The organism is Micromonospora sp. BQ32 (assembly GCF_059358895.1).
The window spans coordinates 480,451-505,700 of the sequence record NZ_JCADBI010000003.1 but is presented as its reverse complement, the minus strand read 5'-3'; the positions used below and the strand labels follow the sequence as shown (position 1 = coordinate 505,700).

Genomic DNA, 25,250 nt, shown 5'->3' with positions numbered 1-25,250 from the left:
TGCGCCGGGCCAGCACCGGGCCGGACACGGTCACCGGCCGGCGACCGCGTCCGGTGCCGCCGTTGCGGCCGCCGCGCGGGCGGCGGCGCGGACCAGGGCCGGTCCTCGGTAGATGAAGCCGGTGTAGAGCTGCACCAGGGCGGCGCCGGCATCGAACATCCGCGCCGCGTCGTCCGGGTCCAGTACCCCGCCGACGCCGATGATCGGCAGCCGGCCAGCCGTTTCCCGGTGCACGAAGGCGACCACGTCGCGGGCCCGCCCGGTGAGCGGGCGACCGGAGAGGCCGCCGGCCTGCGCGCCACGCTCGACGTCAACGCCGGCGAGCCCGTCCCGGGACAGGGTGGTGTTGGTGGCGATCACCCCGGCGGCGCCCCGGGCCAGGCAGACCTCCAGCAGCTCGGCGATCGCCGCCTCGGTCAGGTCCGGTGCGATCTTGACCAGCACCGGCTTCTCCCCCACCAGCGCGCCGAGCAGCGCGTCCAGATGGGCGCGATCCTGCAACGACCGCAGACCCGGAGTGTTCGGGGAGGACACGTTCACCGCGAAGTAGTCGCCGTGCCCCCGCAGCGCCCGGTACGAGGCGAGGTAGTCCTCCACCGCCTCGTCCAGCGGGGTCACCTTGGACTTGCCGAGCGAGATGCCCAGCGGCACCCCGAGCGGGCGCGGCAGCGCCGCCAGCCGGGCGGCCAACGCGGCGGCCCCGGCGTTGTTGAAGCCCATCCGGTTGACCACCGCCTCGCTGGCCGGCAGCCGGAACAGCCGCGGCCGGGGGTTGCCCGGCTGGGCGTGCGCGGTGACCGTGCCGACCTCCACGAAACCGAAGCCGAGCGCCGGCCACGCCGGCAGCGCCGCGCCGTCCTTGTCCATGCCGGCGGCCAACCCGACCGGGTTGGGGAACCGCACCCCGAACACCGTGCACGGCGCGTCGACCGCGTACCGGGCCCGCAGCGCGGCGAGCGCGGCCGGCCGCCGCGACAGGGCCGCCAGCCGCCGCAGCGTCCACTCGTGCGCCGCCTCGGCGTCCCCACCCCCGAGCCGGAACAACCACGGCCGTACCGCCTGCTCGAACAGGGTCACTGGGCCGCCCGCAGGATGGCGTGCAGGTCCTGTAGGGGGCGCACCTGCATGTCGCCGCGAATGCGGGCCTCGATGCCCATCACCGCCGCCGCCGCGCCGGGGACCGTGGTGATGCAGGGGATGTCCGCGGTGACGGCCGCGCTGCGGATCTCGTAGCCGTCGGAACGGGCGCTGGCACCCGAGCCCTGCGGCGTGTTGATCACCAGCGCCACGTGGCCGCCACCGATCAGCGACACCGCGTCATCGCCCGCACCGGCCTGGTAGTGCTTACGGATCTGCTCGCAGGCAATGCCGTGCCGGCGCAGCACCTCGGCCGTGCCGGCGGTGGCGACGATCTCGAAGCCCAGATCGGCCAGTCGCTTGATCGGGAAGATCATGCCGCGCTTGTCCCGGTTGGCCACCGAGACGAAGATCTTCCCGGCGGTCGGCAGCGACCCGTACGCGGCCGACTGGCTCTTGGCGAAGGCGTGCCCGAAGTTGGTGTCGATGCCCATCACCTCGCCGGTCGACTTCATCTCCGGCCCGAGCAACGAGTCGATCCCCTTGCCCGCGCGGGTCCGGAAGCGCTTGAACGGCAGCACCGCCTCCTTGACCGCGACCGGCGCGTCGGCGGGCATCGTGCCCCCGTCCCCCGTCGCCGGCAACAGGCCCTCGGCGCGCAGCTCGGCAATGCTCGCCCCGAGCGCGATCCGGGCCGCCGCCTTGGCCAGCGGCACCGCCGTGGCCTTGGAGACGAACGGGACGGTCCGCGACGCGCGCGGGTTCGCCTCCAGCACGTAGAGCACGTCGTCCTTGAGGGCGTACTGCACGTTGAGCAGGCCGCGGACGCCGACGCCACGAGCGATGGCCTCGGTGTAGCGGCGGACCTCGACCAGGTGTGAACCCGCCAGGGTGATCGGCGGGAGCGCGCAGGACGAGTCGCCGGAGTGGATGCCCGCCTCCTCGATGTGCTCCATCACGCCGCCGACGTAGACCTCGCCGTCGGCGTCGCAGAGCGCGTCCACGTCGATCTCGATGGCGTCGTCGAGGAACCGGTCCACCAGCACCGGGTGGTCCGGGGAGATGTCGGTGGCCCGGCCGATGTAGTCACGCAGCGTCGGGTCGTCGTAGACGATTTCCATGCCCCGTCCGCCCAGCACGTACGACGGCCGGACCAGCACCGGGTAGCCGATCTCGTCGGCGATCGTCTTGGCCTCGTCGTACGAGGTGGCCATGCCGTGCGCCGGCGCGCGCAGGCCGGCGCGGGCCAGCACCGCGCCGAACGCGCCCCGCTCCTCGGCCAGGTGGATCGACTCCGGGGAGGTGCCGACGATCGGCACACCGGCGTTCTTGAGCCGCTGCGCCAGCCCCAGCGGGGTCTGCCCGCCGAGCTGCACGACCACCCCGACCACGCCCGGCCCGCCGGCCGCCCGACCGGACGAGTCCTCGGCGTGCCAGACCTCCAGGACGTCCTCGAAGGTCAGCGGCTCGAAGTAGAGCCGGTCGGCGGTGTCGTAGTCGGTGGAGACCGTCTCCGGGTTGCAGTTGACCATGACGGTCTCGTAACCGGCCGTTCGCAACGCCTGCACCGCGTGCACGCAGGAGTAGTCGAACTCGATGCCCTGCCCGATCCGGTTCGGGCCGGAGCCCAGGATCAGCACCTTCGGCCGGTCCGACGGCACGACCTCGGTCTCCAGGTCGTACGTCGAGTAGTGGTACGGCGTGGTCGCCTCGAACTCGGCCGCGCAGGTGTCCACGGTCTTGTAGACCGGGCGCACGTCGAGGCGGTGCCGCAGCGTCCGTACGCCGTCCTCGGCGGCCAGCTCCGGGCGTAGCGCGGCGAGCTGCCGGTCGGACAGACCGGCCCGCTTGGCGCGACGCAGCAGGTCGGCGTCGAGCACCGGCGCGTCGACGATCTCGGCGCGCAGCTCGATCAGCGCGGCGATCTGGTCCAGGAACCACGGGTCGATCCCGCCGGACGCCTCGGCCACCTCGGCGATCGACGCGCCGAGGCGCAGCGCCCGCTCGACGGTGTACAGCCGGCCGTCGTGCGGGATCCGCAGCGCGGCGAGGGTGTCCGCCAGGGTGACGCCCGCCGGGTCCGGCACGCTCCAGAAACCGGCCGACTTGGTCTCCATCGAGCGCATCGCCTTGTTGAGCGCCTCGGTGAAGTTGCGCCCGAGGCTCATCGCCTCGCCCACCGACTTCATCGTGGTGGTCAGCTCCGGGTCCGCGCCGGGGAACTTCTCGAACGCGAACCGGGGAATCTTCACCACCACGTAGTCGAGGGACGGCTCGAACGCCGCCGGGGTCTTCAGGGTGATGTCGTTGGGGATCTCGTCGAGGGTGTAGCCGATGGCCAGCTTGGCGGCGATCTTCGCGATCGGGAAGCCGGTCGCCTTGGAGGCCAGCGCCGAGGACCGCGACACCCGGGGGTTCATCTCGATCACGACGATCCGGCCGTCGACCGGGTTGACCGCGAACTGGATGTTGCAGCCGCCGGTGTCCACCCCGACCTCGCGCAGCACGGCGATGCCCAGGTCACGCAGGCGCTGGTACTCCCGGTCGGTGAGCGTCATGGCCGGGGCCACGGTGACGCTGTCGCCGGTGTGCACACCCATCGGGTCGATGTTCTCGATCGAGCAGACCACCACCACGTTGTCGTGCCGGTCACGCATCAGCTCAAGCTCGTACTCCTTCCAGCCGAGCACGCTCTCCTCGATGAGCACCTCGTGCACCGGGCTGGCGGACAGGCCGTCGCCGGCGATGCGGGCCAGGTCCTCCGGGGTGTGCGCCATGCCGGAGCCCAGGCCACCCATGGTGAACGACGGCCGGATCACCACCGGCAGGCCCAGCTCGGCGACGGTGGCCTCGACCTCTTCCATCGAGTGGCAGACCCGCGAGCGGGGCACCAGTCCGGTCGGGTCGTCGACGCCCAGCCGTACGCCGGCCTTCGCCACGATCTCCTTGAACAGCTGCCGGTCCTCGCCCCGGTTGATGGCGTCGATGTTCGCGCCGATCAGCTCCACGCCGTACTTCTCCAGGACGCCGGCCTCGTGCAGGGCGACGGCCGTGTTCAGCGCGGTCTGCCCGCCGAGGGTCGCGAGGATCGCGTCCGGGCGCTCCTTGGCGATGACCAGCTCCACGAACTCCGGGGTGATCGGCTCGACGTAGGTCGCGTCGGCGAACTCCGGGTCCGTCATGATCGTCGCCGGGTTGGAGTTGACCAGGCTGACCCGGATCCCCTCGCTACGCAGCACCCGGCAGGCCTGGGTGCCGGAGTAGTCGAACTCGCAGGCCTGCCCGATGACGATCGGCCCGGAGCCGATCACGAGGATGTGCTTGAGATCGGTCCGCTTAGGCATTGCTGCGCCCCTTGCTGTGGGTCCGGCCCTCGATGAGTTCGGCGAATCGGTCGAAGAGGTAGTCCGCGTCGTGCGGGCCGGCCGCCGCCTCCGGGTGGTACTGGACGGTGAACGCGGGCAGGTCCACGGCCCGCAACCCCTCGACCACGTTGTCATTGAGGCAGACGTGCGACACCCGTACCCCACCGAAGTCGGTGTCGATCACCTGGTCGGGGACGACCGCGCCGTTGCCAGAGCCGGGGACCTGCACCGCGCCGAGCCGCTGTTCGCGGCCCGACACGTCGACCGCGAAGCCGTGGTTGTGGCTGGTCACCTCGACCTTGCCGGTGACCCGGTCGAGCACCGGCTGGTTGATCCCCCGGTGGCCGTAGCCCAGCTTGTAGGTGCCGAAGCCGAGCGCCCGACCCAGGATCTGGCTGCCGAAGCAGATGCCGAACAGCGGCACCTCCCGCCGCAGCGCCTCCCGGGCCAGCTCCACCGGGGCGTCGGCGGTGGCCGGGTCGCCCGGGCCCGGCGACAGGAAGATCGCGTCGGCGCCGGTGGCGAGCATCTGGTCGATGCTCGACGACGCCGGCAGCACGTGGGTGGTCACCCCACGGGTGGCCAGCCGACGCGGCACGTTGCGCTTGATGCCCAGGTCCAGGGCGGCCACGGTGAACCGGTGCTCGCCCAGGGCCTCGACGACGTACGGCTCGGCGGTGCTCACCTCGGCGGACAGGTCCGCGCCGACCATCTGCGGCGCCTGGCGGACCCGGGTCAGCAGGCTCTGCGGGTCGTTGTCGACGCTGGAGATGCCGACCCGCATGGCGCCCCGCTCACGCAGGTGCCGGGTCAGCGCCCGGGTGTCCACCCCGCTGATGCCCACCACGCCCTCGGTGGCGAGGCGGTCCTCGAGGCCACCGGTGGCCCGCCAGTTCGAGCCGATCCGGGCCGGGTCGCGCACCACGTAGCCGGCCACCCAGATCCGGCCGGACTCGTCGTCCTCGCCGTTGACGCCGGTGTTGCCGATGTGCGGCGCGGTCTGCACCACCACCTGACGGTGGTACGACGGGTCGGTCAGGGTCTCCTGGTAACCGGTCATGCCGGTGTTGAAGACCGCCTCGCCGAAGGTCTCCCCGACGCTGCCGTACGCCTCGCCGGGGAACGTGCGCCCGTCCTCGAGCACCAGGATTGCGGGTCTGCGCTTGAGCATTACTTGACAGCCTTTCCGTCCAGGACCGTCGGCTCGCCGCGCAGGAAGGTCGCCACGATGCGACCTGGCAGCGTCATGCGGGCGTACGGGGTGTTGCGACTGCGACTGGCCAGCTCCGTCGGCTCGATGGTGCGGTGGGCGGCCGGGTCGATCAGGGTCAGGTTGGCCGGGACACCCGGCGCGGGGTCGACGCCGTGCCCGGTGAGGCCGGCGATCCGGGCGGGGGTGCGCGACATCCGCTCGGCGATCAGATCCCACTCGGGGCCGAGCACCTCCAGGGCGATGGAGAGGGCCGTCTCCAGACCGAGCATCCCCGGCCGGGCGTACGCCCACTCGCACTCCTTGTCCTCCACGGCGTGCGGGGCGTGGTCGGTGGCGATCACGTCGATCACCCCGTCGGCGAGGGCGGCGCGCAGCGCGGCGACGTCCGCGGCGGTGCGCAGCGGCGGGTTCACCTTGAAGACCGGGTCGTAAACTCCGGCTGGGCTCCAGTTGTTCGCCAGTGCGGGGCTCGCAAGCTCACTCCTCCCGCTCACGACTTCGTCGGTGAGCAGCAGGTGGTGCGGGGTCACCTCGGCGGTCACCCGTACCCCGCGTGCCTTTGCCTGGCGCAGCACCTCGACGCTGCCGGCGGTGGAGACGTGGCAGACGTGCAGTCGGCTGCCCACGTGCTCGGCGAGCAGCACGTCCCGGGCGATGATCGCCTCCTCGGCGACCGCCGGCCAGCCGATCAGGCCGAGCCGGGTGGAGACCTCACCCTCGTGCATCTGGGCGCCCTCGGTGAGCCGGGGCTCCTCGGCGTGCTGGGCGATGATCCCGTCGAACGCCTTGACGTACTCCAGGGCCCGGCGCATCAACTTCGGGTCGGCGACGCAGTGCCCGTCGTCGGAGAAGATCCGCACCCGGGCCGCCGAGTCGGCCATCGCGCCCAGCTCGGCCAGCCGCTCGCCGGCCAGCCCGACGGTGACCGCGCCGATCGGCTGCACGTCGACCAGGCTGGCCTCCCGGCCGAGCCGCCAGACCTGCTCGACCACGCCGGCGGTGTCCGCCACCGGGGAGGTGTTGGCCATCGCGCAGACCGCCGTGTAGCCGCCGAGCGCCGCCGCCCGGGAACCGGACTCGACGGTCTCGGCGTCCTCCCGACCGGGCTCGCGCAGGTGGGTGTGCAGGTCGACGAGGCCGGGCAGGGCGACCAGGCCGGTGCCGTCGACGACGGTGGCGTCCGGTGCGGTCAGGCCGGGGCCGACCTCGGCGATCACGCCGTCGCGGATCAGCAGGTCGGTCGGCGCGGCGCCGACGACACTCACGCTGGTGATCAGGTACGCGGTCACCGGTTGTTCCCTCCGAGCAGCAGGTAAAGGACAGCCATCCGCACGGAGACCCCGTTGGTGACCTGTTCGACGATGGTGGAGCGGGGTGAGTCGGCGACCTCGGGGGTGATCTCCATCCCCCGGTTCATCGGGCCGGGGTGCATGACGATCGCGTGCTCGGGCAGCCGGCGCATCCGCGGCCCGTCCAGGCCGTAGCGGCGGGCGTACTCGCGCGCGGAGGGGAAGTAGGAGTCGTTCATCCGCTCCCGCTGCACGCGCAGCATCATCACCACGTCCACGTTCGGCAGCACGGAGTCGAGGTCGTAGGAGACGTCGGTGCCGGGCGCGAGGGCGCCCGCGATGTCGACCGGGATCAGGGTCGGCGGGCCGACCAGGGTGACCTTGGCGCCGAGGGTGGAGAGCAGCAGCACGTTGGAACGGGCGACCCGGGAGTGCAGCACGTCCCCGACCACCGCGACCGACAGACCGGCGAGCCGGCCCAGCCGGGCCCGCATGGTGTACGCGTCCAGCAGCGCCTGGGTGGGGTGCTCGTGGGTGCCGTCGCCGGCGTTGACCACCGAACCGTCCACCCAGTTGGCCAGCCGGTGCGGCGCGCCGGAGGCGGGGTGTCGGACGACCACGGCGTCCGCGCCCATGGCCTGCAGGGTCAACGCGGTGTCCTTCAGGCTCTCACCCTTGGTGACGCTGGACCCCTTGGCGGAAAAGTTGATCACGTCGGCGCTGAGCCGCTTCGCCGCCGCCTCGAAGGAGATCCGGGTACGCGTGGAGTCCTCGTAGAAGAGGTTCACCACGGTCCGTCCCCGCAGCGCGGGAAGCTTCTTGATCTCCCGGCCGGCGACGGTGGCCATTTCGGCGGCGGTGTCCAGGATCTCGGTGGCGGTGTCGGCGTCCAGGTCCGCGCCGGAGAGCAGATGCTTGATCACTCTGCTGGCCTTTCGTTCGCGGCTGCGGGGCTCCGCTGCGCTGCACTCCTCGCGCTCACTGGGCGGTTCCCCCGTAGAGCTTGACCTCGTCCGTCCCGTCGATCTCGGCGAGCGTCACCTTGACGCTCTCGGCGAGCGAGGTCGGGATGTTCTTGCCGACGTAGTCGGCGCGGATCGGCAGCTCCCGGTGGCCCCGGTCGACCAGGACGGCGAGTTGCACCGACGCCGGGCGGCCCACGTCGTTGAGCGCGTCGAGCGCGGCCCGGACGGTGCGGCCGGAGAAGAGCACGTCGTCGACCAGGATGACCCGTTTGCCGTCGATGCCGCCGGACGGCAGCTCGGTCGGGCCCACCGCGCGGGTGGCGTGCCGACGAAGGTCGTCGCGGTACAGCGTGATGTCGAGCACACCCACCGGTACGGCGACGTCCTCGAAGGTGCTGATCCGGTCGGCGAGTCGCCGGGCGAGGGGGGTTCCCCGGGTGGGAATCCCCAGCAGCACCGTGTTCGCGGCGCCCTGGGTCTTCTCCAGGATCTGGTGGGCGATGCGGTCGACCACGCGTTGCACGTCGGCGCTGGCGAGGATCACCTTCACCGAGGGTTGTCGCGGTGGTGACGAGCGGGCAGCCGGTGGGTATGCCACGGCGGACCTCCTTCCCCGCCTCACGGGACGGGTCGTTAAAGGATGTCGGGCACCTCCGGCCGGACCGCTGAGCAGACCTGGGCCGGGGCTTCCGCCACGTTACCAGTGGTCACCGGGGTGATGGACGGCGGCCGCTGACCACCGGATCAGGCGCCGGAAAAGGGGATAACTTCCCGGACGCTCCCCAACGGTAGGGTCACGACCACTTGACCACGTGTCGCATTCCCCGTACCGTCACGCTCCGTAGCGATCGACGGGAGAACCCCGAGCAGCACTGGGAGTGTCCGAATGCCCTCTGAATACGCCAAGTCTCTGGGCGCCCGCCTGCGCTCCATCCGCCAGCAGCAGGGTCTCTCCCTGCAGGGTGTGGAGGAGAAGTCGAATGGGCGGTGGAAGGCCGTGGTGGTCGGCTCGTACGAGCGTGGCGACCGGGCCGTGACGGTGTCCCGTCTGGCCGAGTTGGCCGAGTTCTACCGCGTACCCGTCTCGGAGCTGCTGCCTGACGGCAGTGGCGTCCGTCACGAGCCCACCAGCAAGATTGTCCTGGACCTGGAGCGGCTCTACGACGAGGCCTCCGAGGACCTGGCCTACGTCGCCCGCTACGCCCGCGCCATCCAGCAGCAGCGCGGCGACTACAACGGCCGGGTGCTCTCCATCCGCGCCGACGACCTGCGGGCGCTCGCGATCGTCTACGACGCCTCACCGTCGGGCCTGATCGAGCGGCTCACCGAGCACGGCGTGCTGGTGGCCGACCCCCGGGCGTTCTTCGCCTCCTGATCTGCCGCTCCACCTGATCTGCCGCTTCACCGAAAGGGCCCGTGCCAACTGGCACGGGCCCTTTCGGGTTGCGGCGTTCGGTGGGGACGCTCAGCGGGTGGCGTACTCGGCGATCCGGCCGAGCACCCCGTTGAGGAAGCGCGGCGAATCGTCGGTCGACATCTGCCGGGCCAGCTCCACGGCCTCACTGATGGCCACCGCGTCGTCGATCTCGTCGACGTAGAGCAACTCGTAGACGGCGATCCGGGCCAGGTTACGGTCGACGACCGGCATCCGCTCCAGCGTCCAACCCTCGGCGTAGCTGGCGATCAGCTCGTCGATCCGGTTGAGGTGCTCGGCAACACCCTCGACGAGGCCCACCGCGTAACCGAGATGCTCCGGTCGGGGCTGCTCGATCCGCTGCACGTAGCCGGCGAGCACCTCCACCGGAGGCTTGTCCCGTAGGTCGGCCTCGTAGAGGACATCCAGCGCCCGCTTGCGCGCCTTGCGGCGCGCCGGCATCTGCTGCTTGGAACCCTCAGCCATCAGGCGCGGCCGAGGTAACGGCCGTCGCGGGTGTCGACCTTGATCTTCTCGCCGGTGGTGATGAACAGCGGGACCGGCACGGTGGCGCCGGTCTCCACGGTCGCCGGCTTGGTGCCGCCGGTCGAACGGTCGCCCTGCAGGCCCGGCTCGGTGTAGGTGACCTCCAGTACGACGCTGGTGGGCAGCTCGATGTAGAGCGGCACACCCTCGTGCTGGGCGACGGTCGCCTCCGCCTCGGGCAGCAGGTAGTTGGCTGCCTCACCGACGGTGCCACCGGGCACGGTGATCTGGTCGAAGGTCTCCAGATCCATGAAGACGAAGTCCTCGCCGTCGGCGTACAGGTACTGCATCGTGCGCTTGTCAACGGTCGCGGTTTCGACCTTGGTGCCCGCGTTGAAGGTCTTGTCGACCACCTTCCCGGACAGCACGTTCTTCAGCGTGGTGCGCACGAAGGCACCACCCTTACCGGGCTTGACGTGCTGGAACTCGACGACGGCCCAGAGCTCGCCGTCCAGGTTGAGTACCAGGCCGTTTTTGAGGTCGTTGGTGGAGGCCATTTCCTGCCTTGATCATCAATTGGCGGACAGACCCTACGAGTCTACTAGCTGCGTCGAATCGCCCCGTCCCCGCTCGGGGCGGCCGCTGCGCGGGTGGCCAGATGGTGCAGAGCGAGACGATAACCGTCGATGCCCAAACCGCAGATCACGCCGGTTGCCACCGCCGACACCACCGAGTGGTGCCGGAACTCCTCCCGGGTGTGGATGTTGGAGATGTGCACCTCCACCAGTGGCCCCCGCAGCATGGCGCAGGCGTCGCGCACCGCGTACGAGTAGTGCGACCAGGCGGCCGGGTTGAGCACCACCGCGGCGCCCTCGTCGGCCGCCGTGTGCAGCCAGCCGAGCAGCTCGTGCTCCGCGTCGGTCTGCCGCACCGTCACCGTCAGCCCCAGCTCCCGACCGGTGCTCTCACAGAGCGCCACCAGGTCGGCGTAGCTGGTCGCGCCGTACACGTCGGGCTCGCGGGTGCCCAGCCGCCCCAGGTTGGGCCCGTTCAGGACGTAGACCTTCACGAGCCGACCTCCCGGTAGGCGGCCTCCAGCAACGCGTCGTCCGGCCCTTCCAACATCGCCGGACGGGCCAGCCCGTCGAGCACCACGAAGCGCAGCAGACTGCCCCGGGTCTTCTTGTCCACCCGCATGGCGGCCAGCAGCTGCGGCCAGGCGTCGGCCGGGTAGCTCACCGGCAGGCCCAGCGCGCTCAACGTGACCCGGTGCCGGTCGGCGGTCGCCGCGTCCAGCCGCCCGGCGAGCCGGGCCAGTGTGGCCGCGTACACCAGACCGACGGCGACGGCGTGGCCGTGCCGCCAGCGGTAGCCCTCGTTCTGCTCGATGGCGTGGGCCAGGGTGTGACCGTAGTTGAGCACCTCCCGCAGGCCCGACTCACGCAGGTCGCCGGCGACCACCTCGGCCTTGACCCGGATCGCCCGCTCGATCAGCTCCCGGCTCACCGGCCCCCGCGGGTCGGTGGCGGCCTCCGGGTCACTCTCGATCAGATCCAGGATCGCCGGGTCGGCGATGAAACCGCACTTGACGACCTCGGCCAGGCCGGCCGCCAGGTCGACCGCGGGCAGGCTGTCCAGCGTGGCCAGGTCGGCCAACACCCCGACCGGCGGGTGGAACGCTCCCACCAGGTTCTTGCCGGCGGCCGTGTTGATGCCGGTCTTGCCGCCCACCGCGGCGTCGACCATGCCCAGCAGCGAGGTCGCCACCGGCACCCAGCGCACCCCCCGCAACCAGCAGGCCGCGACGAAGCCGGCCAGGTCGGTCACCGCGCCGCCGCCCACCCCGACCACCGCGTCGGTACGGGTGAAGCCCGCCGCTCCGAGCCGGTCCCAGCAGGCGGAGGCCACGTCGATGTGCTTGCCCGACTCGGCGTCGGGCACCTCGATCGGCAGTGGCTCGACGCCGGCGGCGCGCAGGCGCTCGCCGAGCGCGTCGGCGAGGGCCTTGAGCGGAGGCGCGTGCAGCACCGCCGCGCGGGTCGCGCCGGGCAGCAGGCCAGGCAGCGCGCCCAACAGGTCACGTCCCACCAAGACGTCGTACGGCCGCTCGCCGCCGACCGGAATCCGGGTCACCTCGTCCATCGCCGGCAGCCTAGTCCAGCGGGCGGCGCGGCGACGGCGGCTGTCCACCTGCTGGCCGGGCGGCCCAGTCCGCCAACCGGCGGGCGTGTTCGGCCACCTCGGCGCGCAGCGCGTCCGGATGTCGCACGGTGAACGGACAGCCCAGCCCGGCGAGCAGCGCCGCCATCCCGGGCAGGCTCTCCGCCCGGGCCCGCAGCAGCACCCCGTCGGTGGTGGCGGTCAACTCGGCCACGCTGGGCGGGATGCGGCGCCGGGCGGCGACCAGGTCGGTCTCCAGCACGACCTGCACCTCGTGCGGGTAGGGAACACCGGCCAGCGACCGGGTCACCCAGGCCACCGCCTCGAAGTCGTCCGGCACGGTGAACGTCGCCACGCCGGGCGTCACCGCACCGATCCGGTCCAGTCGGAAGGTGCGGACCTCCCCACGCCGGTGGTCGTGGCCAGTGACGTACCAACGGCCGGCGTGGAAGACCAGCCCGTACGGGTCGAGCTCGCGGTGCGACTGCTCGCCCCGCCAGGAGCGGTAGTCCAGTGCCACCCGCTGCCGGTGCCGGGTGGCCGCGGCCAGCGCGAGCAGGGTGCCCGACGCCGGTCCGCGCTCCGGCTCCGGGCGACGCAGGGTGAAGCCCAGGTGCTCCTGGACGGCGGCGAGCCGGTCGGCGAGCGCCGCCGGCAGCACCCGGCGGATCTTCGCCAGCGCGGTGGCGGTGGCGGGCTGCTCGGTGGCCAGCCCGACCCGTTCGGCGACGACGAGGCCGAGCAGCACGGCCACCGCCTCGTCGTCGGTGAGCATCAGCGGCGGCAGCTTGTAGCCGGGGTGCAGCCGGTAGCCGCCGTAGCGGCCCCGGTCGGCGGTGACCGGAATGCCCAGCTCGATCAGGGTGGCCGCGTACCGCCGCACGGTCCGCTCGTCGACGCCGAGCCGTTGCGCCAACTCGGCGGCGGTCGCGCGGTGCCGGGCCTGGAGCAACTCCAGCAGGGCCAGCACCCGACCGGCGGGATGTGACACAGGCCACTCCTTCAATCCGGGCGGATTCTGTCCGGATTCGATCGTACGGTCTGTCGGTAACCGAGAGAAGGAGCAACAGATGGCGACGTTCGTGCTGGTACCGGGGTTCTGGTTGGGCGCCTGGGCGTGGCGGGACGTGACCGTGACCCTGCGCGCGCAGGGTCACGACGTCTACCCGATGACGCTGACCGGGCTGGCCGAGCGCGACCACCTGGCCGGCCCGGAGGTGAGCCTGGAGACGCACACGCTCGACATCGTCCGGCTGATCGAGGTCGAGGACCTGCGCGACGTGCTGCTGGTCGGGCACTCCGGCGGCGGCATGCCGGTCGCCCAGGCGGCGGACCGCATCCCGGACCGGATCGCCCGAGTGGTCTACGTGGAGAGCGGTCCACTGCCCGACGGCACGGCGCAGTTCGACACCGTGCCACCGGAGCAGCAGCAGCACCTGCGGGCCACGATCGGCACCGGGCACCTGCTGCCGCCGCCGGCCTGGGACCCGGCCGCCGACCCGGCCAACCTGGCCGGCCTGGACGAGCCGACGCTGGCCCTGCTCCGCGCCCGGGCCACGCCGCAACCACTGCGGGCCGCCACCGACCCGGTCCGACGCACCGGCGGGCGTAAGGTGCCGACCGCGCTGGTAGCCAGCACCTTCCCACTGGAGGTGGTGAAGCAGATGATCGGTGAGGGACACCCGTTCTTCACCGGCCTGGCCGACGGCCAGCTGCATGAGCTGCCCACCGGGCACTGGCCGATGCTCAGCGAGCCGAAGGCGCTGGCCGACGTCCTCGACCTGATCGCCCGCAGCTGACCGACACCCCACTGCGCCGATCGTGCAGTTCCCGTTGCCGAGATACGGGGAATGCCCTGACGTCGGTGCAGCACCTGCAAGATCGGCGGGACAGGTCCGCGTCAGCGCGGGAGCAGGGCGGCGATCTCCGCGACGACCTGCGCCGGTGTGCGGCCGTCGGTGACCACCGTCTCGGTGGCCACCTCCGCGTAGAGCGGCCGGCGCTGGTCCATCAGGTGCTTGAGGGTGGCCCGTGGGTTGATCGCCAGCAGCGGCCGGCCGGCACCGAGCCCGACCCGCCGCACCGCGTCGGGCAGCTCGACCGAGAGGTGCACCACCCGGTGCCCGATCAGGGCCGCTCTGGTCTCCTCGGCCAGCACCGCGCCGCCGCCGAGGGCGAGCACGCCCGTGCCGCCGGCCAGCGCCGCGGCCACGGCGGCCCGTTCCAAGGTACGGAAGTGCGCCTCACCCTCGTCGATGAAGATCTCCGGGATCGGCTTCCCGGCCATCTGCTCGATGTCGGTGTCGGTGTCGCGGAACTCCACGCCGAGGGTGGCGGCGAGCGCCCGCCCGACGGTGGTCTTGCCGCAGCCGGGCGCGCCGACCAGCACGACGACCGGCGCCATCAGCGGATGACCAGGGCGTCGAGGTAGCCGGCCAGGTTGCGGCGGATCTCGGCGATCGAGTCTCCGCCGAACTTCTCGGTGGCCGCCTCGGCCAGCACCAGCGCCACCATCGCCTCGGCGACCACCGCCGCGGCGGGCACCGCGCAGACGTCGGAGCGCTGGTTGATCGCGGTGGCCGGCTCGCCGGTGGTGACGTCCACGGTGGCCAGCGCCCGGTTCAACGAGGAGATCGGCTTCATCGCGGCACGGACCCGCAACGGCTCACCGGTGGTGATGCCACCCTCCAGCCCGCCGGCCCGGTCGGTGACCCGGCGGACACCGGTGGCCGACGGGATGATCTCGTCGTGCGCCTCCGAGCCGCGGGACCGGGCCTGCTGCCAGCCGTCGCCGATCTCCACACCCTTGATCGCCTGAATGGACATCAGCGCGGTGGCCAGCCGGGCGTCGAGCTTGCGGTCCCACTGCACGTGACTGCCCAACCCCGGTGGCACCCCGTACGCCAGCACCTCGACCACGCCGCCGAGGGTGTCGGCGGCCTTCTTCGCGGCGTCGACCTCGGCGACCATCAGGGCACTGGCCTCCGGGTCGAGGCAGCGCAGCGGGTCGGCGTCGATCCGGGCGGCGTCGGACGGCGTGGGGCGCAGCCCGGGCTTCGCGGCCACCGGGCCCAGCTCGACGACGTGCGAGACGATCTCGATGCCGAGCGCCTGACGGATCAGCGCCTTGGCGACCGTGCCGACGGCCACCCGGGCGGCGGTCTCCCGGGCGCTGGCGCGTTCCAGGATCGGCCGGGCGTCGGTGTGGCCGTACTTCTGCATGCCGGCCAGATCCGCGTGGCCCGGCCGGGGGCGGGTCAGCGGGGCGTTGCGCGCCTGCCGGGCCAGCTCGTCGGGGTCGACCGGGTCGGCGGCCATCACGGTCTGCCACTTCGGCCACTCGGAGTTGCCGACCCGGATCGCCACCGGGCTGCCCAGGGTCACGCCGTGCCGCAGGCCGCCGAGCAGCTCGACCTCGTCCCGCTCGAACGACATCCGGGCACCCCGGCCGTAGCCCAGCCGTCGGCGGGCCAGCTCGTCGGCGATCTCGGTGGTGGTCACCTCGATGCCGGCCGGCACCCCCTCCAACATCGCGACGAGGGCGGGACCGTGCGATTCACCTGCAGTCAGCCAGCGCAACACAGCGGTCAGTCTGTCACGGCGGGCCACCGAGGCGGCGCGCTCCCCGGGGCGTCCCGCCCAGCGGACGCCGCCGCCCGCTCGCGCGGGCGGACAGCTCAGATCCCTCGACCGCGCTTGTGCAGGGTGCGCAGCACCGCGTCGGCCCGGACCACCCGACCGGCGACGGCGAGGGCCAGGTAGGCGCGCGGCTCCCGGGGGTTGCTCCGCAGGGTGCGCCGGGCCCAGCGCAGCGCGCCCCGACGGTCGCCGGACGCGGCCTGGGCGAACGCGATCTGCCCGGCCACCCGGGCCTCGCCGGCCGGCTGACTGGCGAACTCCGGGTAGCGCCGCAGCAACCACTGCAGCGCCTCGGAGATGGTGTCCCAGCGCTGCGCGAAGTACGAGCGCTTGTGCCAGCGGACCAGCACCGACGGCGTCCGCAGGTTGATCAGCGGCGCGCTGCGCGCGGCCCGGAGCAGGAACTCGTAGTCCTCCGCGTAGCTGCCCGGGATCTCCTCGTCGACCAGCCCGAACCCGTCGCGCAGCGCGCTGGCGCGGATCAGGAAGGTCGACGGGTGCAGCTCCGTCATCCGGTCCCGCAGCAGGTCGTCCAGGGTGATCCGGTCCTTGTCGAGCACCCGGTCGACGGTGTGCCCGTCGTAGCTGACGCGGATGCCGCAGCAGACGAACTCGGCCGTCGGATCGCCGGCCAGCGCGTCGACCTGGGCGGCCAGCTTGCCGGGCAGCCACTCGTCGTCGTCGTCGCAGAACGCCACCAGCTCACCCTCGGCCGCCACGGTGCCGCTGTTGCGCGCACCGGCCAACCCGGGGGTACGGGCGTTGCGGATCACCCGTACCGCGCGGGCCGGGCCGCTGCCCAGCTCGGTCAACGACTCGTCCGGCGCGGACTGGTCGAACACCACGACGACCTCGATCAGGCCCGGGTAGTCCTGTGCCAGGATCGCGCGCACCGCGGCCCGCAGCAGCTCGGGGCGGTCCCGGGTGGGCACCACGACGCTGACGCTCGGCTGCTGGGTCATCGAATCTCCTTCGTACCCGGGCGCGGCCGGGACCAGACCCGCCACCGGGGTGGACGCGGGGTCGAACGGGCCACCAGGTCGTCGATGATCTGCCCGACCCGGGCCACCGCCGCCCGCTGTGCCTGGTGTGCCTCCGGGTCGGCGGCCACCGCGTACCGGGATGGGTCGGCCACTCCGGCGGCCAACGCGTCGTGCAGGGCCTCCCGGGTCTCGCAGAGCGCCACCAGCCCGGCGGCGCCGAGCCGGCGGGCGAAGAGAAGCTGGTGGTTGTCGACGTGCTCACCGCGAGCCGGATCGCGGGGCACCACGATGGGCAGGTGGCCGTGCCGGCGGGCCTCCAGGATGGTCGCCGGACCACCGTGGCAGACCACCAGGTCCGCGTCGATCATCGCCTGTTGCAACGCGTCGTGGCCGAGGAACGGCACCGCGCCGGGCAGTTGGGGCGCGCTCGTGTGCCCGTGCTGCACGGTCAGCCCGACCGGGCCGGCGACCTGCGCGTGCCACTGCGCCAACCAGTCGACGAGCCGGTCGAAGGGGTGCTTGTCGGTGCCCACCGCGACCAGCAGGCGGAGCTGGGCGATCGCCGAGCCGTCGCGCTGGCGCGGCAGCCGGGCCGCCTCCGCGGTCGGCCGGGCTTGCGGACGCCAGGCGGTGCCCGTCTCCCCGGTCACAGCAGCGTCCCGACGACGGTCGCCTCGGGGTACTGCCGGCGCTGCTCGTCCCACTGCACGAGCATCGCGGACAGGAACGGCCGGCAGAGCCGAGCGGTCAACGTCGGGGTGTCGATCCGGTCGTACACCTCGATGTAGACGGTCGGGATGCGCCGCAGCCGGGCCAGCACCACGAACGGCACCGCCACCCCGGCGCCGGTGGTGACCACGGCGGCGACCCGCCGTGCCCGCAGCACCCGCCAGGCCAGCAGCGCGTTGCGCAGCAGGTTCGGCACGTTGCGGGTGGTCGGGTGGTGCGCCGGCACCAGGTCCTCGCCGGCCAGCAGCGACACCGCCTCCGGGGTGTCGAAGGTGACCCAGCAGCGCCGCCACTGTTCGTACCAGGGCCGCAGGGCCAGTAGTTGGGCCAGATGGCCGCCGCTGGAGCCGACCAGCAGCAGCACCGGCGCCCCATTGTCGTCGTTGTTCGTGTCCACGCGACTCCCCACAAGTTCGCTTGGAATTTCAGTTCACGCCACGCAGAAGCAGATCACACGATCCCCGGTCGTTGAATAGCGCGACCGGCCGAGATGACGATCTCGACGGTCGGCGGTTCGGTGCGCCGAACGCCCGAGTTCCATCGAAGGTCATCACCACCTGCGATTTTGTCGTCACTCTGCGGCGCGCCTTCGCCGCCGCGATTCCTCCAGATCAGCCGCTATGTCTTTTCTCGATGACGTCCAAGAGTGCGGGATGCAGCGCGGCGTTCCAGCCCGCGCCCGCGTCGGCCAGCCGCCAGGTCCGCAACCACATCTCCACCAGGTACGCGTCGGCGACGAGCCGGCGCTGCGCCGCGTCGAGGCCGAGCCGCTCGCCGTGCCGGCTCAGCTGCCCGTCGACCGCCGAGGCGGCGGCGTCGGCCGGCTCCCCCCGCAACACGAGTGCCCGCTGGAACGCGTCGTGCGCCAGGTCGAAGCCGACCGGCACGTCCGGCCCGCTGTGCTCCCAGTCCCAGGCGACCAACCGGCCGGCGTGCCAGCCCAGGTTCCACGGCACCCAGTCACCATGCCAGTGACCGAACTCGACGCTGGTGTCGCCATGCCGGCGGGCCAGCGCGGAGACCGCGGCGACCGCCCGCGCCCCGGCCGGCTCGCTCGCGGCGGCCCGGCCAGCCTGGTCGGCCAGCCGGCGCAGGAAGGTCGAGTCGACCAGCGGTCGAGCTGCGCCCGCCGGGCCGCCACGCCGGGCGACCGCGAGCAGGGCGGCGATCCGTGGCGGGTCGTCCACCGGCACACCGCGTACCGCCGGGGGCAACGGCTCGATCACCGCGACCACCTGGCCCGCCCACGACACCTCGGTGAGCAGCCGCGGCGGCGTCGGGTGGTCGGCGACACCGCCCATCGCGCGCAACGCCCGCAGCGCCGCCGCCTCCGCGCTGACCAACGCGCGGGTGGCGTCGTTCCAGCCGATCTTCGCGTAGCCACGGGGACGCCCGTCGGCGCTGAAGAGTTGCAGGGTGGGCTTGCCGTTCGGATCGGGTGGGCGAACCCCGAACGCGGCCAGCAGCGGCGGGTCACCCAGGTCGGCGGAGAGCCGTTCGCTCAGCAACAGCTCCGCGGCCGGCACCCCGGCCGGCACCGAGACGGTCAACGTCGGAAAGGGCGCGAGCCCCACCCGACCGAACCGGGCCAGCCCGCCGAGCACCGCCCGCAGCGCGCGCACCTTCGGTGGCCGCAGGGCGTTGTACGCCAACAGGGACGCCGCCCCGGCCCGGGGCGCGCCCAACGGCACCAGGAACCGGGCCCGGGCCACCGACGGCACCACCGCGTACCGGGCCACCGTCTGGTGCCCGGCCGGCGGGGCGCCAGCCACGGTCAGACCCACCCGGTCGTCGGGGAAGACCGCGCGGCTCACCCAACCCAGACCGTCCAGCCGCGACCGTGGGTCGGTGGCCGGGCCCACCCGGGTCGTCACGCCGCCCGGTCCGCCCAGTCGAGGTCCAGCCCGAGCCGCTGGCGCAACGCGTCGTTGTACGGCCGGTAGTAGTCGGTCAGCTCGGCGCGCACGGACGGCTCCAGCGGTGCCGAGCGCCGATCGTTGTAGACCTTGAAGTTGGGCAGGTCGTACGCCGGCAGACCGAGGAAGTCCAGGGTGCGCCGGTAGGTCGCGCGCGAGTCGCGGTACAAATCCTCGCTCGGCAGGAAGAGGATCTGCTGGCGGTCGAAGCGCTCCAGCCACGGCTCCAGGTGCTCCAGATAGCGCCCCCGGGCCCGGTACGTGTACCAGTCGTACGGCTCGCTGAACGACTCCGGCTCGGCGATCAACCGCTCTCGCTCCCCCGCCGTGCGCTCCGGCTCGGCCGCCAGCGCGGCGGCGAAGTCCAGTGGTTCGATGCCGTGGGTGCGGCGTTCCTTCCAGTGCGAGTACGCGCGCTCCACCGGGTCCCGCAGAAGCACGATGAGCTTCACCGTCGGCATCAGCGCGGCGACCCGCTGCGCGGCCAGCGGGTGGAACATGTACAGCGGGGCGGCCTCACCGACCCGGACCGGTCCGCCGTGCCGTTTGGCCAGCGCCTCGCGCTGCCGCTCGGTCGGGAAATGCGAGCGGTACCAGGATTCGCCGCGACCCCAGTGCTCCTCGAAGTAGTGCGCCGACTTGGTGTTCCACGCGGGGAAGAGCCGGGGCACCAACGGGTGCTGGATGAGGTAGTTCCACAGGGAGGTGGTGCCACCCCGTTTGGTACCGATGATCAGGAAGTCCGGCAGCGGCCGGCGATCGCTGGTGCGAACGCCGTAGTCGACCAGCGATTCCTTCACCCGGGTGGTCACCTGGGTCGGAACCAACTGCTTGACCCGGTCACGGATGGACACCACGACGAACCTCACCTGCCTCTCGTCGATGCCGAGGCGGGCTCGGCGGCCGCGGCCGCGTTGTCCCCTCCACGGATCTGCCTCATGTTCCCCCGGATGCCGGCGCGCACCCGGGGCAACGTCAACATGCCGACGCAGCCGGCCAGCAGCACCGCGAGCGCCAGCGCGAGGCCGGGCAGGCCACGACCGCCGACCAGCACGCCGACGCCGGCGGCCAGGCCCACACCGGCGACAGTGGCCACCGCGGCGCGCACCATCGCTGCGTCGAACAGCGGTTCCCGAACCACCGACCGGGCGAACGCGGCGGCAATGAGGTTCTCGGTGGCGATACCGGCCGCCCAGGCCACCGCCGCGCCCGTCGCGCCGTGGCGGGGGATCAGCCAGAGACCCAGCGAGACGGTCACCGTCAACCCGGCCACGGTGGCGACGAGGTGCAGCCCGCTGCGCCCACCCATCAGGAGCAGACTCTGCACGTTGCCGACCCCGGTGTTGACCAACATCGCCAGCGCGAGCACCGTCATCGCCGGCACGCCGGCGGTGAACTCGGGCCCGAACAGTTGCAGGAAGGCCAGCGCGAAGACCGCCAGCAGCAGGTAGACCGGCCAGGACAGCACCAGCCCCCAGGCGGTCAACTGCCGGTGCACGGCCGCCGCCGCGGCCCGCTCGCCCCGCCCGAGCAGCCGGGACAACTGCGGAGACACCGCCACCCGCAGCCCCTGCATGGCCAACTGACCGGCCAGCACGTACCGGCCGACGGCACCGAACACACCGGCGTCCGCCGGCCCGGCCAGCACCGAGGTGAGCAGCACCCCCACCCACATGCTGCCGGCGTCGATGGCCGCCGAGGCGGCCCGGGGCAGCGCGAAGCGCCAAAACGTCGACCAGTCGCCGCGGCGCGGACGCAGCGTCGCCCCCCGGCCCAGCCCGAGCGGGCCGGCGACGAGGGTGAGGCAGGCCAGCAGCGCCAACGCGGCCGGCACCAACCAGCCGGTCATGCCGGCGAGCAGACCACCACCCGCCAGCGCGGCGGCGCCGACCAGCACCGGGCGGGCCACCGGCAGCAGCAGGAACTGCACCCCGACGTACGCCCGGATGGGCCGCACGCAGCGCAGCGCCGCCAGTAGCAGGGTCATCGCGACCACCACCGGCACCGCGGCGAACGTGACGGTGAGCAGCGCGTCGCCGCTCGCGCCGGAGCCGCGCAGCAGTCGGGGCGCGAGCGCGTCGGCGGCCAGCACGCCCGCGCCGGCGACCAGCAGCCCGGTCAGCAGCGGTGGGATCAGCGCCACCGGGAGCACCCGGGCCGCGTCACCGCGCACGCCGGCGGTGCGGCGGGGCAACGCCCACATCAGACCGGTCTCCGCGCCGAGCGTGCAGATCGCGGTGGCCACGGTGACGACCCCGATCGCGGCGAAGAACGCGCCAGCGCCGGCCGTGCCGTACCCCCGGGTGATCACGACGGCCAGCACGAACCCGAACAAGCCGCTGGTGGCCGCGCCGAGCAGCCCGGCCACGCCGCTGCGCGCGCTGCGCCGGGTCTCGGCCGAGCCGCCGTCCCCGGCGGGCGACGGCGTGGCCTGGCCCTCGACGGGGGCGGGCGTCGGCCGGCCCTCGTCGGCGCCGGCCGGCGGTCGGGTCGCGGCGGTCACGCGGGCACCGGCGCGACCCGCGCGGCCGTCGGCGACGAACCGGCCAACCGGGTCGCCCGTTCGCGCTCGGTCAGCGCCATCGCGAAGGCGACCGCGAAGAACGCCACCGCCAGGTTCTGGTTCGCCATGCCGTAGAACGGGACCTGCACAAGGCAGACCACCGGCACCACCGCCAGCCACTGCCCGGCCGCCGAGGTCGCCCGCGCGCAGATCACCGCGGCGGCCACGAACCACGCCAGGAAGCAGATGAGCGCGGGTACGCCGTGGCTGAACAGCACCATCCACAGTTGCCCCTGGGTGCCGATCGGCGCGGCCGCCGACACGGTGTCGACGTTCACCGGAGCGCCGTAGCCCAACCACGGCGACTCCTGCACCCGGCGGATCACCTCGGTGTAGAGCGAGAGCCGGTCGGTGTTGGTGTCGCTGGAATCGACCCGTTTGCTGATCAGTTCGGTGATCGGAATGAACAGCGTGGCCAACGCGCCGATCACCACCACCCCGACGATGGACGCCGCCACCCGGACGTTGCCGCGCAGGCTGGCCCGCACCCCGAGCACCGCCAGCCCAGCGCCGAGGCTGAGGAACATCGCCCGGTTGAGGGTGAGGAACGCCGGTGCCAGCGACAGCGGCAGCGACGCCAGCAGCGCCCAGCGCAGCAGCCCTTGGCGGCGCAGCATCGCGAAGGCCACCACGCAGGGCAGGGTCATGGCGTACGCGCTGCCGTAGTTGTTGGTGTACGCGAACGGCGCGGCCGGCCGGTAGATCGGGTTGAGCGAACGGGCGCTGTACTCAGCGGTGGTGAGGTGCACCATGTCCTGGATGAACGGGGTGCTGGCCACGCCGCCGGGCAGCAGCACCTCCATCGGGGTCGTCATGGCCAGCCGGGGCATCAGCACCCCGAGCCAGCCCAGCGCCACCAGCCCGAACCAGAACGCGCAGAGCGGGGTGAGCACCGCCACCAGGCTGGCGCGTTCCCGGGCGGCGGCGTAGACGTAGACGCCGACCACCAGGGCGGTCAGGTAGAAGGCCAGCCGCAGGGTGAACGTGAGCAGCGAGGCGGGTGACGACAACTGGGTGGCGCTGACCACCACGATGGCGAGGAAGAGCAGCCAGATGCCGGCGGCCGGCGGCAACGGCACACGCCCCCGGGTGAGCAGCAACGCGAACAGCAGCGCACCCAGCAGCGGCCAGCCGAGGTAGAACGCGCCGAGCAGCCACCAGAGCGGCACCAGGCCGAACATCATCGACAGCGGCCAGAGCGGCAGGAGCGGCGGCGCGGGCGGCGGCACCGGCGCGGCCTCCTGCGGAGCGCCTCCGGGTGGTGGTTCGGTCGCCGGGGCGCGGGTCACCGACACGCTCAGGCCCGGCCGTTTCTGGTCAGCACGAAGCCCAGCGGGGTGACCCCGGCGGCGCGCAGCCGCTCCACCAGGCGGCGCAGGTCGCTCTGTCGGGTGCGGTCCCGCTCGACGACCACCACCGCGCTGCCCTGCCGGGCCACCGCCACGCCACGCTCGTCGGACTCCGCGGGCGGGGCGTTGAACAGGACCAGGCCGTGATCAGCGCCCTGCCGCCAGGTGCCGAACCGGACGCTGCCCACTCCGACGGCAACCTCGTCCGGGGCGACGACCCGGGCGTTCTCCGGGCGGGCGGACGACACCCGCGGCAGCGTGAGCGTGGCGTCCGGGTCGGTGGACGGGCGGGCACCGGGCGGGTGCGGGGAGGGTCGGCGGGCCGGCGTGCTGTCCGTGGCGGCACCGGCGGCCGGTGTGCTGCCGGCCGGCCGGGGCTTGGGCACCAGCGGCCGGGACGGGTCGATCGGCAGCCGCCCCCGGTCGGCGAGCACGCTGGCCCGTAGCCGCTCGATCCGTCCGCTGTCGTCGGCGACGAAAACCTCCCGGCCGTCCACGGCGAGCGCCACCGCGAGCCCGGCGGTGAGCGCGGTGGCGTCCTCCCGGGCGGTGACCAGCGCCACCCGGGCGGGTTGCCGGACCCGCTCGGCGACCGCCATCGCCACGTACCGGACGTCGGCGTCGACGGCCCGGGGGCTACCCCGGAACGCCGGTCGGCGCACCGTGCCGAGCAGCGGAAGGCCGGAGGCCTCCCGGCCGTCGGCGACCGAGCGGACCCGCCGGTCGGTCGACTCCCAGAGGTACGCCAGCACGATGCCGACCAGCGCGCCACCGAGCAGGCCCGCGACCAGGTAGAGCGGCCGGTGCCCGGCGGAGGTGACCAGCGCCTTCTCGGCGGTCTGGGTGACCCAGCCGGGATTGACGTCGACCGCCGCGATCTCGGTACGGGCGGCGTTGAGCTGGGTGAGCTGGTTGTTGATCCCGGCCAGCTCGGCCACCAGCGCGTCACCGGCGGCGGTGTCCTTGGCGGTGTTCGCCCGCTTCTGCAACGCGGTCTGCTGAGCGGCAACCTTGGTGATGCTGGCGTCGTAGGAGCGCAGCATCTCGGCGCGCTGCTGCTCGTACATGGCCCGGCGCACGCTCAGGTATGCCTCGGCGGCCATGTTGGCGCTCTGCACGGCCTGATGCGCCTCGCGCGCCTGGTAGGTGAAGCGCAGGATCTGCCCGCCGGTGGGCACCTCGACCTCGAGCGCGTCGCGGATGTCACGCGGGTCGCCGCCGGCCGACTCGGCGAGCCGCTGCACCACCTCGGTGCCGGTGGCGATGCCGCTCTCCACGTTCATGTTGACCGCCCGGTCGGCGCCCGCGCCGCTGGGGGTGAAGGCGTCGGTCACCACCGGCCGGACCGCGACCACGGCGCTCGCGGACTGCGCCGCCGGCACCAGCAGCACGTAGCCGAGCGCGACGAGCAGACCGACCATGGCGACCGCCGCCACCAACCGCAACCGGTGCAGCGGCACCCGCAGCAGGTCGGTCAGTGTCACGGCACGCGAGGTGCCGGAGGACGGGCCGTCCGTGGGCCACGGGGCGGGCGCTGCATCAGTCATGGAACTTCTTCACCGTCTGTTGAGGATTACCGACGACCACGACGCCGGGTGGTACGTCCGAGCGGACCACCGTCGCCGCGCCGACGACGCTGTCCCGGCCGACCCGTACGCCCTTCAGGACCAGGGCGTGCGCACCGACCCAGACGTTGTCCTCGAGGACGATCGGGGCACGGGTGAGCGGGCCGGGCGGTGCGTGCCGCTGCTCGGGCGGCAGGTTGTGGAAGTCGTTGTCGAGCAGTTCACAGTCCGACAGGAGGCAGCGGTCCCCCACCGTCACCGACGTCCAGGTGCCGATCCAGGTGGCATTGAGCAGGCAGTCCGCGCCGACGCGTACCTCGCCGGGGCCGGCGAAGCGGACGAGCTTGTTCAGGCGGGTGCGGTCACCGATGGTCACCCGCACGCCGCGCCGCAACCGGATCCGGCCACGGATCTCCACGTCCTGACCGAGCGTCAACCGTCGGTAACGGAGCTGATACCAGCCGCGTTTGACCGCGAAGACCAGACGCACCACGCGTCTCGTTCGGATGCCAGCGGCGCCGAGCAACGACCCTCCCC

At 72.7% G+C, this 25,250-nt stretch carries 24 protein-coding genes; 2 read left to right on the top strand and 22 right to left on the bottom strand.

Annotated elements, in window-relative coordinates; translation table 11 throughout:
• Positions 1-30: 30 nt before the first annotated feature.
• From AC5L30_RS09280 to pyrR, 6 genes are read right to left on the bottom strand one after another with little or no spacing between them, the layout of a single operon-like run.
• Complete coding sequence (locus AC5L30_RS09280) at positions 31-1,077, bottom strand: quinone-dependent dihydroorotate dehydrogenase (protein ID WP_494866480.1); 1,047 nt, start codon at positions 1,075-1,077, stop codon at positions 31-33.
• Positions 1,074-4,421, bottom strand: coding sequence for a carbamoyl-phosphate synthase large subunit (gene carB / locus AC5L30_RS09275; RefSeq protein WP_494866479.1), 3,348 nt, complete (start codon positions 4,419-4,421; stop codon positions 1,074-1,076). The genes AC5L30_RS09280 and carB overlap by 4 nt, the downstream gene beginning before the upstream one ends.
• A complete protein-coding gene (gene carA, locus AC5L30_RS09270) occupies positions 4,414-5,613 on the bottom strand; it encodes a glutamine-hydrolyzing carbamoyl-phosphate synthase small subunit (RefSeq protein WP_494866478.1) in 1,200 nt (399 codons plus the stop codon). Before carA ends, carB begins: the two co-directional genes overlap by 8 nt.
• Positions 5,613-6,944: a dihydroorotase gene (locus tag AC5L30_RS09265; protein ID WP_494866477.1), complete on the bottom strand. Its 1,332-nt coding sequence runs from the start codon at positions 6,942-6,944 to the stop codon at positions 5,613-5,615. The genes carA and AC5L30_RS09265 overlap by 1 nt, the downstream gene beginning before the upstream one ends.
• A complete protein-coding gene (locus AC5L30_RS09260) occupies positions 6,941-7,867 on the bottom strand; it encodes an aspartate carbamoyltransferase catalytic subunit (RefSeq protein WP_393245633.1) in 927 nt (308 codons plus the stop codon). The genes AC5L30_RS09265 and AC5L30_RS09260 overlap by 4 nt, the downstream gene beginning before the upstream one ends.
• Before the next feature lie 55 nt (positions 7,868-7,922).
• Positions 7,923-8,507 carry a bifunctional pyr operon transcriptional regulator/uracil phosphoribosyltransferase PyrR gene (gene pyrR / locus AC5L30_RS09255; protein ID WP_494866475.1) on the bottom strand — a complete coding sequence of 195 codons (585 nt, stop codon included), beginning with the start codon at positions 8,505-8,507 and terminating at the stop codon, positions 7,923-7,925.
• A gap of 288 nt (positions 8,508-8,795) precedes the next feature.
• Here pyrR and bldD point away from each other — a divergent pair, with 288 nt between their 5' ends.
• The gene (bldD, locus tag AC5L30_RS09250) at positions 8,796-9,284 is read left to right on the top strand and encodes a transcriptional regulator BldD (RefSeq protein ID WP_007458348.1); all 489 of its coding nucleotides are present in this window, start codon (positions 8,796-8,798) and stop codon (positions 9,282-9,284) included.
• Between the two features lie 90 nt (positions 9,285-9,374).
• On the opposite strand, the gene nusB is transcribed toward bldD, so the two are convergent.
• Genes nusB through AC5L30_RS09225 form a run of 5 tightly spaced genes read right to left on the bottom strand, consistent with a single transcriptional unit; the run spans position 9,375 to position 12,960 of the window.
• The gene (nusB, locus tag AC5L30_RS09245; RefSeq protein ID WP_184188983.1) at positions 9,375-9,785 is read right to left on the bottom strand and encodes a transcription antitermination factor NusB; all 411 of its coding nucleotides are present in this window, start codon (positions 9,783-9,785) and stop codon (positions 9,375-9,377) included.
• 23 nt (positions 9,786-9,808) lie between these two features.
• Complete coding sequence (efp, locus tag AC5L30_RS09240) at positions 9,809-10,366, bottom strand: elongation factor P (RefSeq protein ID WP_007458344.1); 558 nt, start codon at positions 10,364-10,366, stop codon at positions 9,809-9,811.
• A 44-nt stretch (positions 10,367-10,410) separates the two neighbouring features.
• Complete coding sequence (gene aroQ / locus AC5L30_RS09235) at positions 10,411-10,878, bottom strand: type II 3-dehydroquinate dehydratase (RefSeq protein ID WP_494866472.1); 468 nt, start codon at positions 10,876-10,878, stop codon at positions 10,411-10,413.
• Positions 10,875-11,951, bottom strand: a complete 1,077-nt coding sequence (gene aroB / locus AC5L30_RS09230; protein WP_494866471.1) for a 3-dehydroquinate synthase — start codon at positions 11,949-11,951, stop codon at positions 10,875-10,877. Before aroB ends, aroQ begins: the two co-directional genes overlap by 4 nt.
• A gap of 10 nt (positions 11,952-11,961) precedes the next feature.
• Complete coding sequence (locus AC5L30_RS09225) at positions 11,962-12,960, bottom strand: helix-turn-helix transcriptional regulator (RefSeq protein ID WP_494866470.1); 999 nt, start codon at positions 12,958-12,960, stop codon at positions 11,962-11,964.
• A gap of 79 nt (positions 12,961-13,039) precedes the next feature.
• Here AC5L30_RS09225 and AC5L30_RS09220 point away from each other — a divergent pair, with 79 nt between their 5' ends.
• Positions 13,040-13,768, top strand: a complete 729-nt coding sequence (locus AC5L30_RS09220) for an alpha/beta fold hydrolase (protein WP_494866468.1) — start codon at positions 13,040-13,042, stop codon at positions 13,766-13,768.
• A 101-nt stretch (positions 13,769-13,869) separates the two neighbouring features.
• Here the strand turns inward: AC5L30_RS09220 and AC5L30_RS09215 are convergent, their stop codons facing one another.
• The 11 genes from AC5L30_RS09215 to AC5L30_RS09165 all read right to left on the bottom strand — a co-directional run bounded on the left by AC5L30_RS09215 (position 13,870) and on the right by AC5L30_RS09165 (position 25,206).
• Entirely contained in the window at positions 13,870-14,373 is a 504-nt protein-coding gene (locus AC5L30_RS09215) for a shikimate kinase (RefSeq protein ID WP_494866467.1), read from the bottom strand.
• Positions 14,373-15,551 (bottom strand): chorismate synthase, encoded by a 1,179-nt coding sequence (gene aroC, locus AC5L30_RS09210; RefSeq protein ID WP_366633533.1) that lies wholly within the window; start codon positions 15,549-15,551, stop codon positions 14,373-14,375. Before aroC ends, AC5L30_RS09215 begins: the two co-directional genes overlap by 1 nt.
• Positions 15,552-15,646: 95 nt before the next feature.
• Entirely contained in the window at positions 15,647-16,570 is a 924-nt protein-coding gene (locus AC5L30_RS09205; protein WP_494866466.1) for a glycosyltransferase family 2 protein, read from the bottom strand.
• Complete coding sequence (locus tag AC5L30_RS09200) at positions 16,567-17,241, bottom strand: glycosyltransferase (protein ID WP_494866465.1); 675 nt, start codon at positions 17,239-17,241, stop codon at positions 16,567-16,569. Before AC5L30_RS09200 ends, AC5L30_RS09205 begins: the two co-directional genes overlap by 4 nt.
• A complete protein-coding gene (locus AC5L30_RS09195; RefSeq protein ID WP_494866464.1) occupies positions 17,238-17,717 on the bottom strand; it encodes a UDP-N-acetylglucosamine--LPS N-acetylglucosamine transferase in 480 nt (159 codons plus the stop codon). Before AC5L30_RS09195 ends, AC5L30_RS09200 begins: the two co-directional genes overlap by 4 nt.
• A gap of 214 nt (positions 17,718-17,931) precedes the next feature.
• A complete protein-coding gene (locus tag AC5L30_RS09190) occupies positions 17,932-19,194 on the bottom strand; it encodes a hypothetical protein (protein WP_494866463.1) in 1,263 nt (420 codons plus the stop codon).
• Positions 19,191-20,093: a sulfotransferase domain-containing protein gene (locus AC5L30_RS09185; protein WP_494866574.1), complete on the bottom strand. Its 903-nt coding sequence runs from the start codon at positions 20,091-20,093 to the stop codon at positions 19,191-19,193. The genes AC5L30_RS09190 and AC5L30_RS09185 overlap by 4 nt, the downstream gene beginning before the upstream one ends.
• A gap of 8 nt (positions 20,094-20,101) precedes the next feature.
• Positions 20,102-21,739: a lipopolysaccharide biosynthesis protein gene (locus tag AC5L30_RS09180; protein WP_494866462.1), complete on the bottom strand. Its 1,638-nt coding sequence runs from the start codon at positions 21,737-21,739 to the stop codon at positions 20,102-20,104.
• The gene (locus AC5L30_RS09175; RefSeq protein ID WP_494866573.1) at positions 21,736-23,028 is read right to left on the bottom strand and encodes an O-antigen ligase family protein; all 1,293 of its coding nucleotides are present in this window, start codon (positions 23,026-23,028) and stop codon (positions 21,736-21,738) included. The genes AC5L30_RS09180 and AC5L30_RS09175 overlap by 4 nt, the downstream gene beginning before the upstream one ends.
• A 68-nt stretch (positions 23,029-23,096) precedes the next feature.
• Positions 23,097-24,695 carry a GumC domain-containing protein gene (locus AC5L30_RS09170; protein WP_494866461.1) on the bottom strand — a complete coding sequence of 533 codons (1,599 nt, stop codon included), beginning with the start codon at positions 24,693-24,695 and terminating at the stop codon, positions 23,097-23,099.
• A complete protein-coding gene (locus AC5L30_RS09165) occupies positions 24,688-25,206 on the bottom strand; it encodes an acyltransferase (RefSeq protein WP_494866460.1) in 519 nt (172 codons plus the stop codon). The genes AC5L30_RS09170 and AC5L30_RS09165 overlap by 8 nt, the downstream gene beginning before the upstream one ends.
• Between the last annotated feature and the right edge of the window lie 44 nt (positions 25,207-25,250).

Coding starts and splice junctions, on each gene's coding strand:
- carB (WP_494866479.1), bottom strand. CDS start 4,421: ATGCCTAAGCGGACCGATCTCAAGCACATCCTCGTGATCGGCTCCGGG.
- carA (WP_494866478.1), bottom strand. CDS start 5,613: ATGCTCAAGCGCAGACCCGCAATCCTGGTGCTCGAGGACGGGCGCACG.
- bldD (WP_007458348.1), top strand. CDS start 8,796: ATGCCCTCTGAATACGCCAAGTCTCTGGGCGCCCGCCTGCGCTCCATC.
- nusB (WP_184188983.1), bottom strand. CDS start 9,785: ATGCCGGCGCGCCGCAAGGCGCGCAAGCGGGCGCTGGATGTCCTCTAC.
- efp (WP_007458344.1), bottom strand. CDS start 10,366: ATGGCCTCCACCAACGACCTCAAAAACGGCCTGGTACTCAACCTGGAC.
- aroB (WP_494866471.1), bottom strand. CDS start 11,951: ATGGACGAGGTGACCCGGATTCCGGTCGGCGGCGAGCGGCCGTACGAC.
- AC5L30_RS09220 (WP_494866468.1), top strand. CDS start 13,040: ATGGCGACGTTCGTGCTGGTACCGGGGTTCTGGTTGGGCGCCTGGGCG.
- AC5L30_RS09215 (WP_494866467.1), bottom strand. CDS start 14,373: ATGGCGCCGGTCGTCGTGCTGGTCGGCGCGCCCGGCTGCGGCAAGACC.
- AC5L30_RS09205 (WP_494866466.1), bottom strand. CDS start 16,570: ATGACCCAGCAGCCGAGCGTCAGCGTCGTGGTGCCCACCCGGGACCGC.
- AC5L30_RS09170 (WP_494866461.1), bottom strand. CDS start 24,695: ATGACTGATGCAGCGCCCGCCCCGTGGCCCACGGACGGCCCGTCCTCC.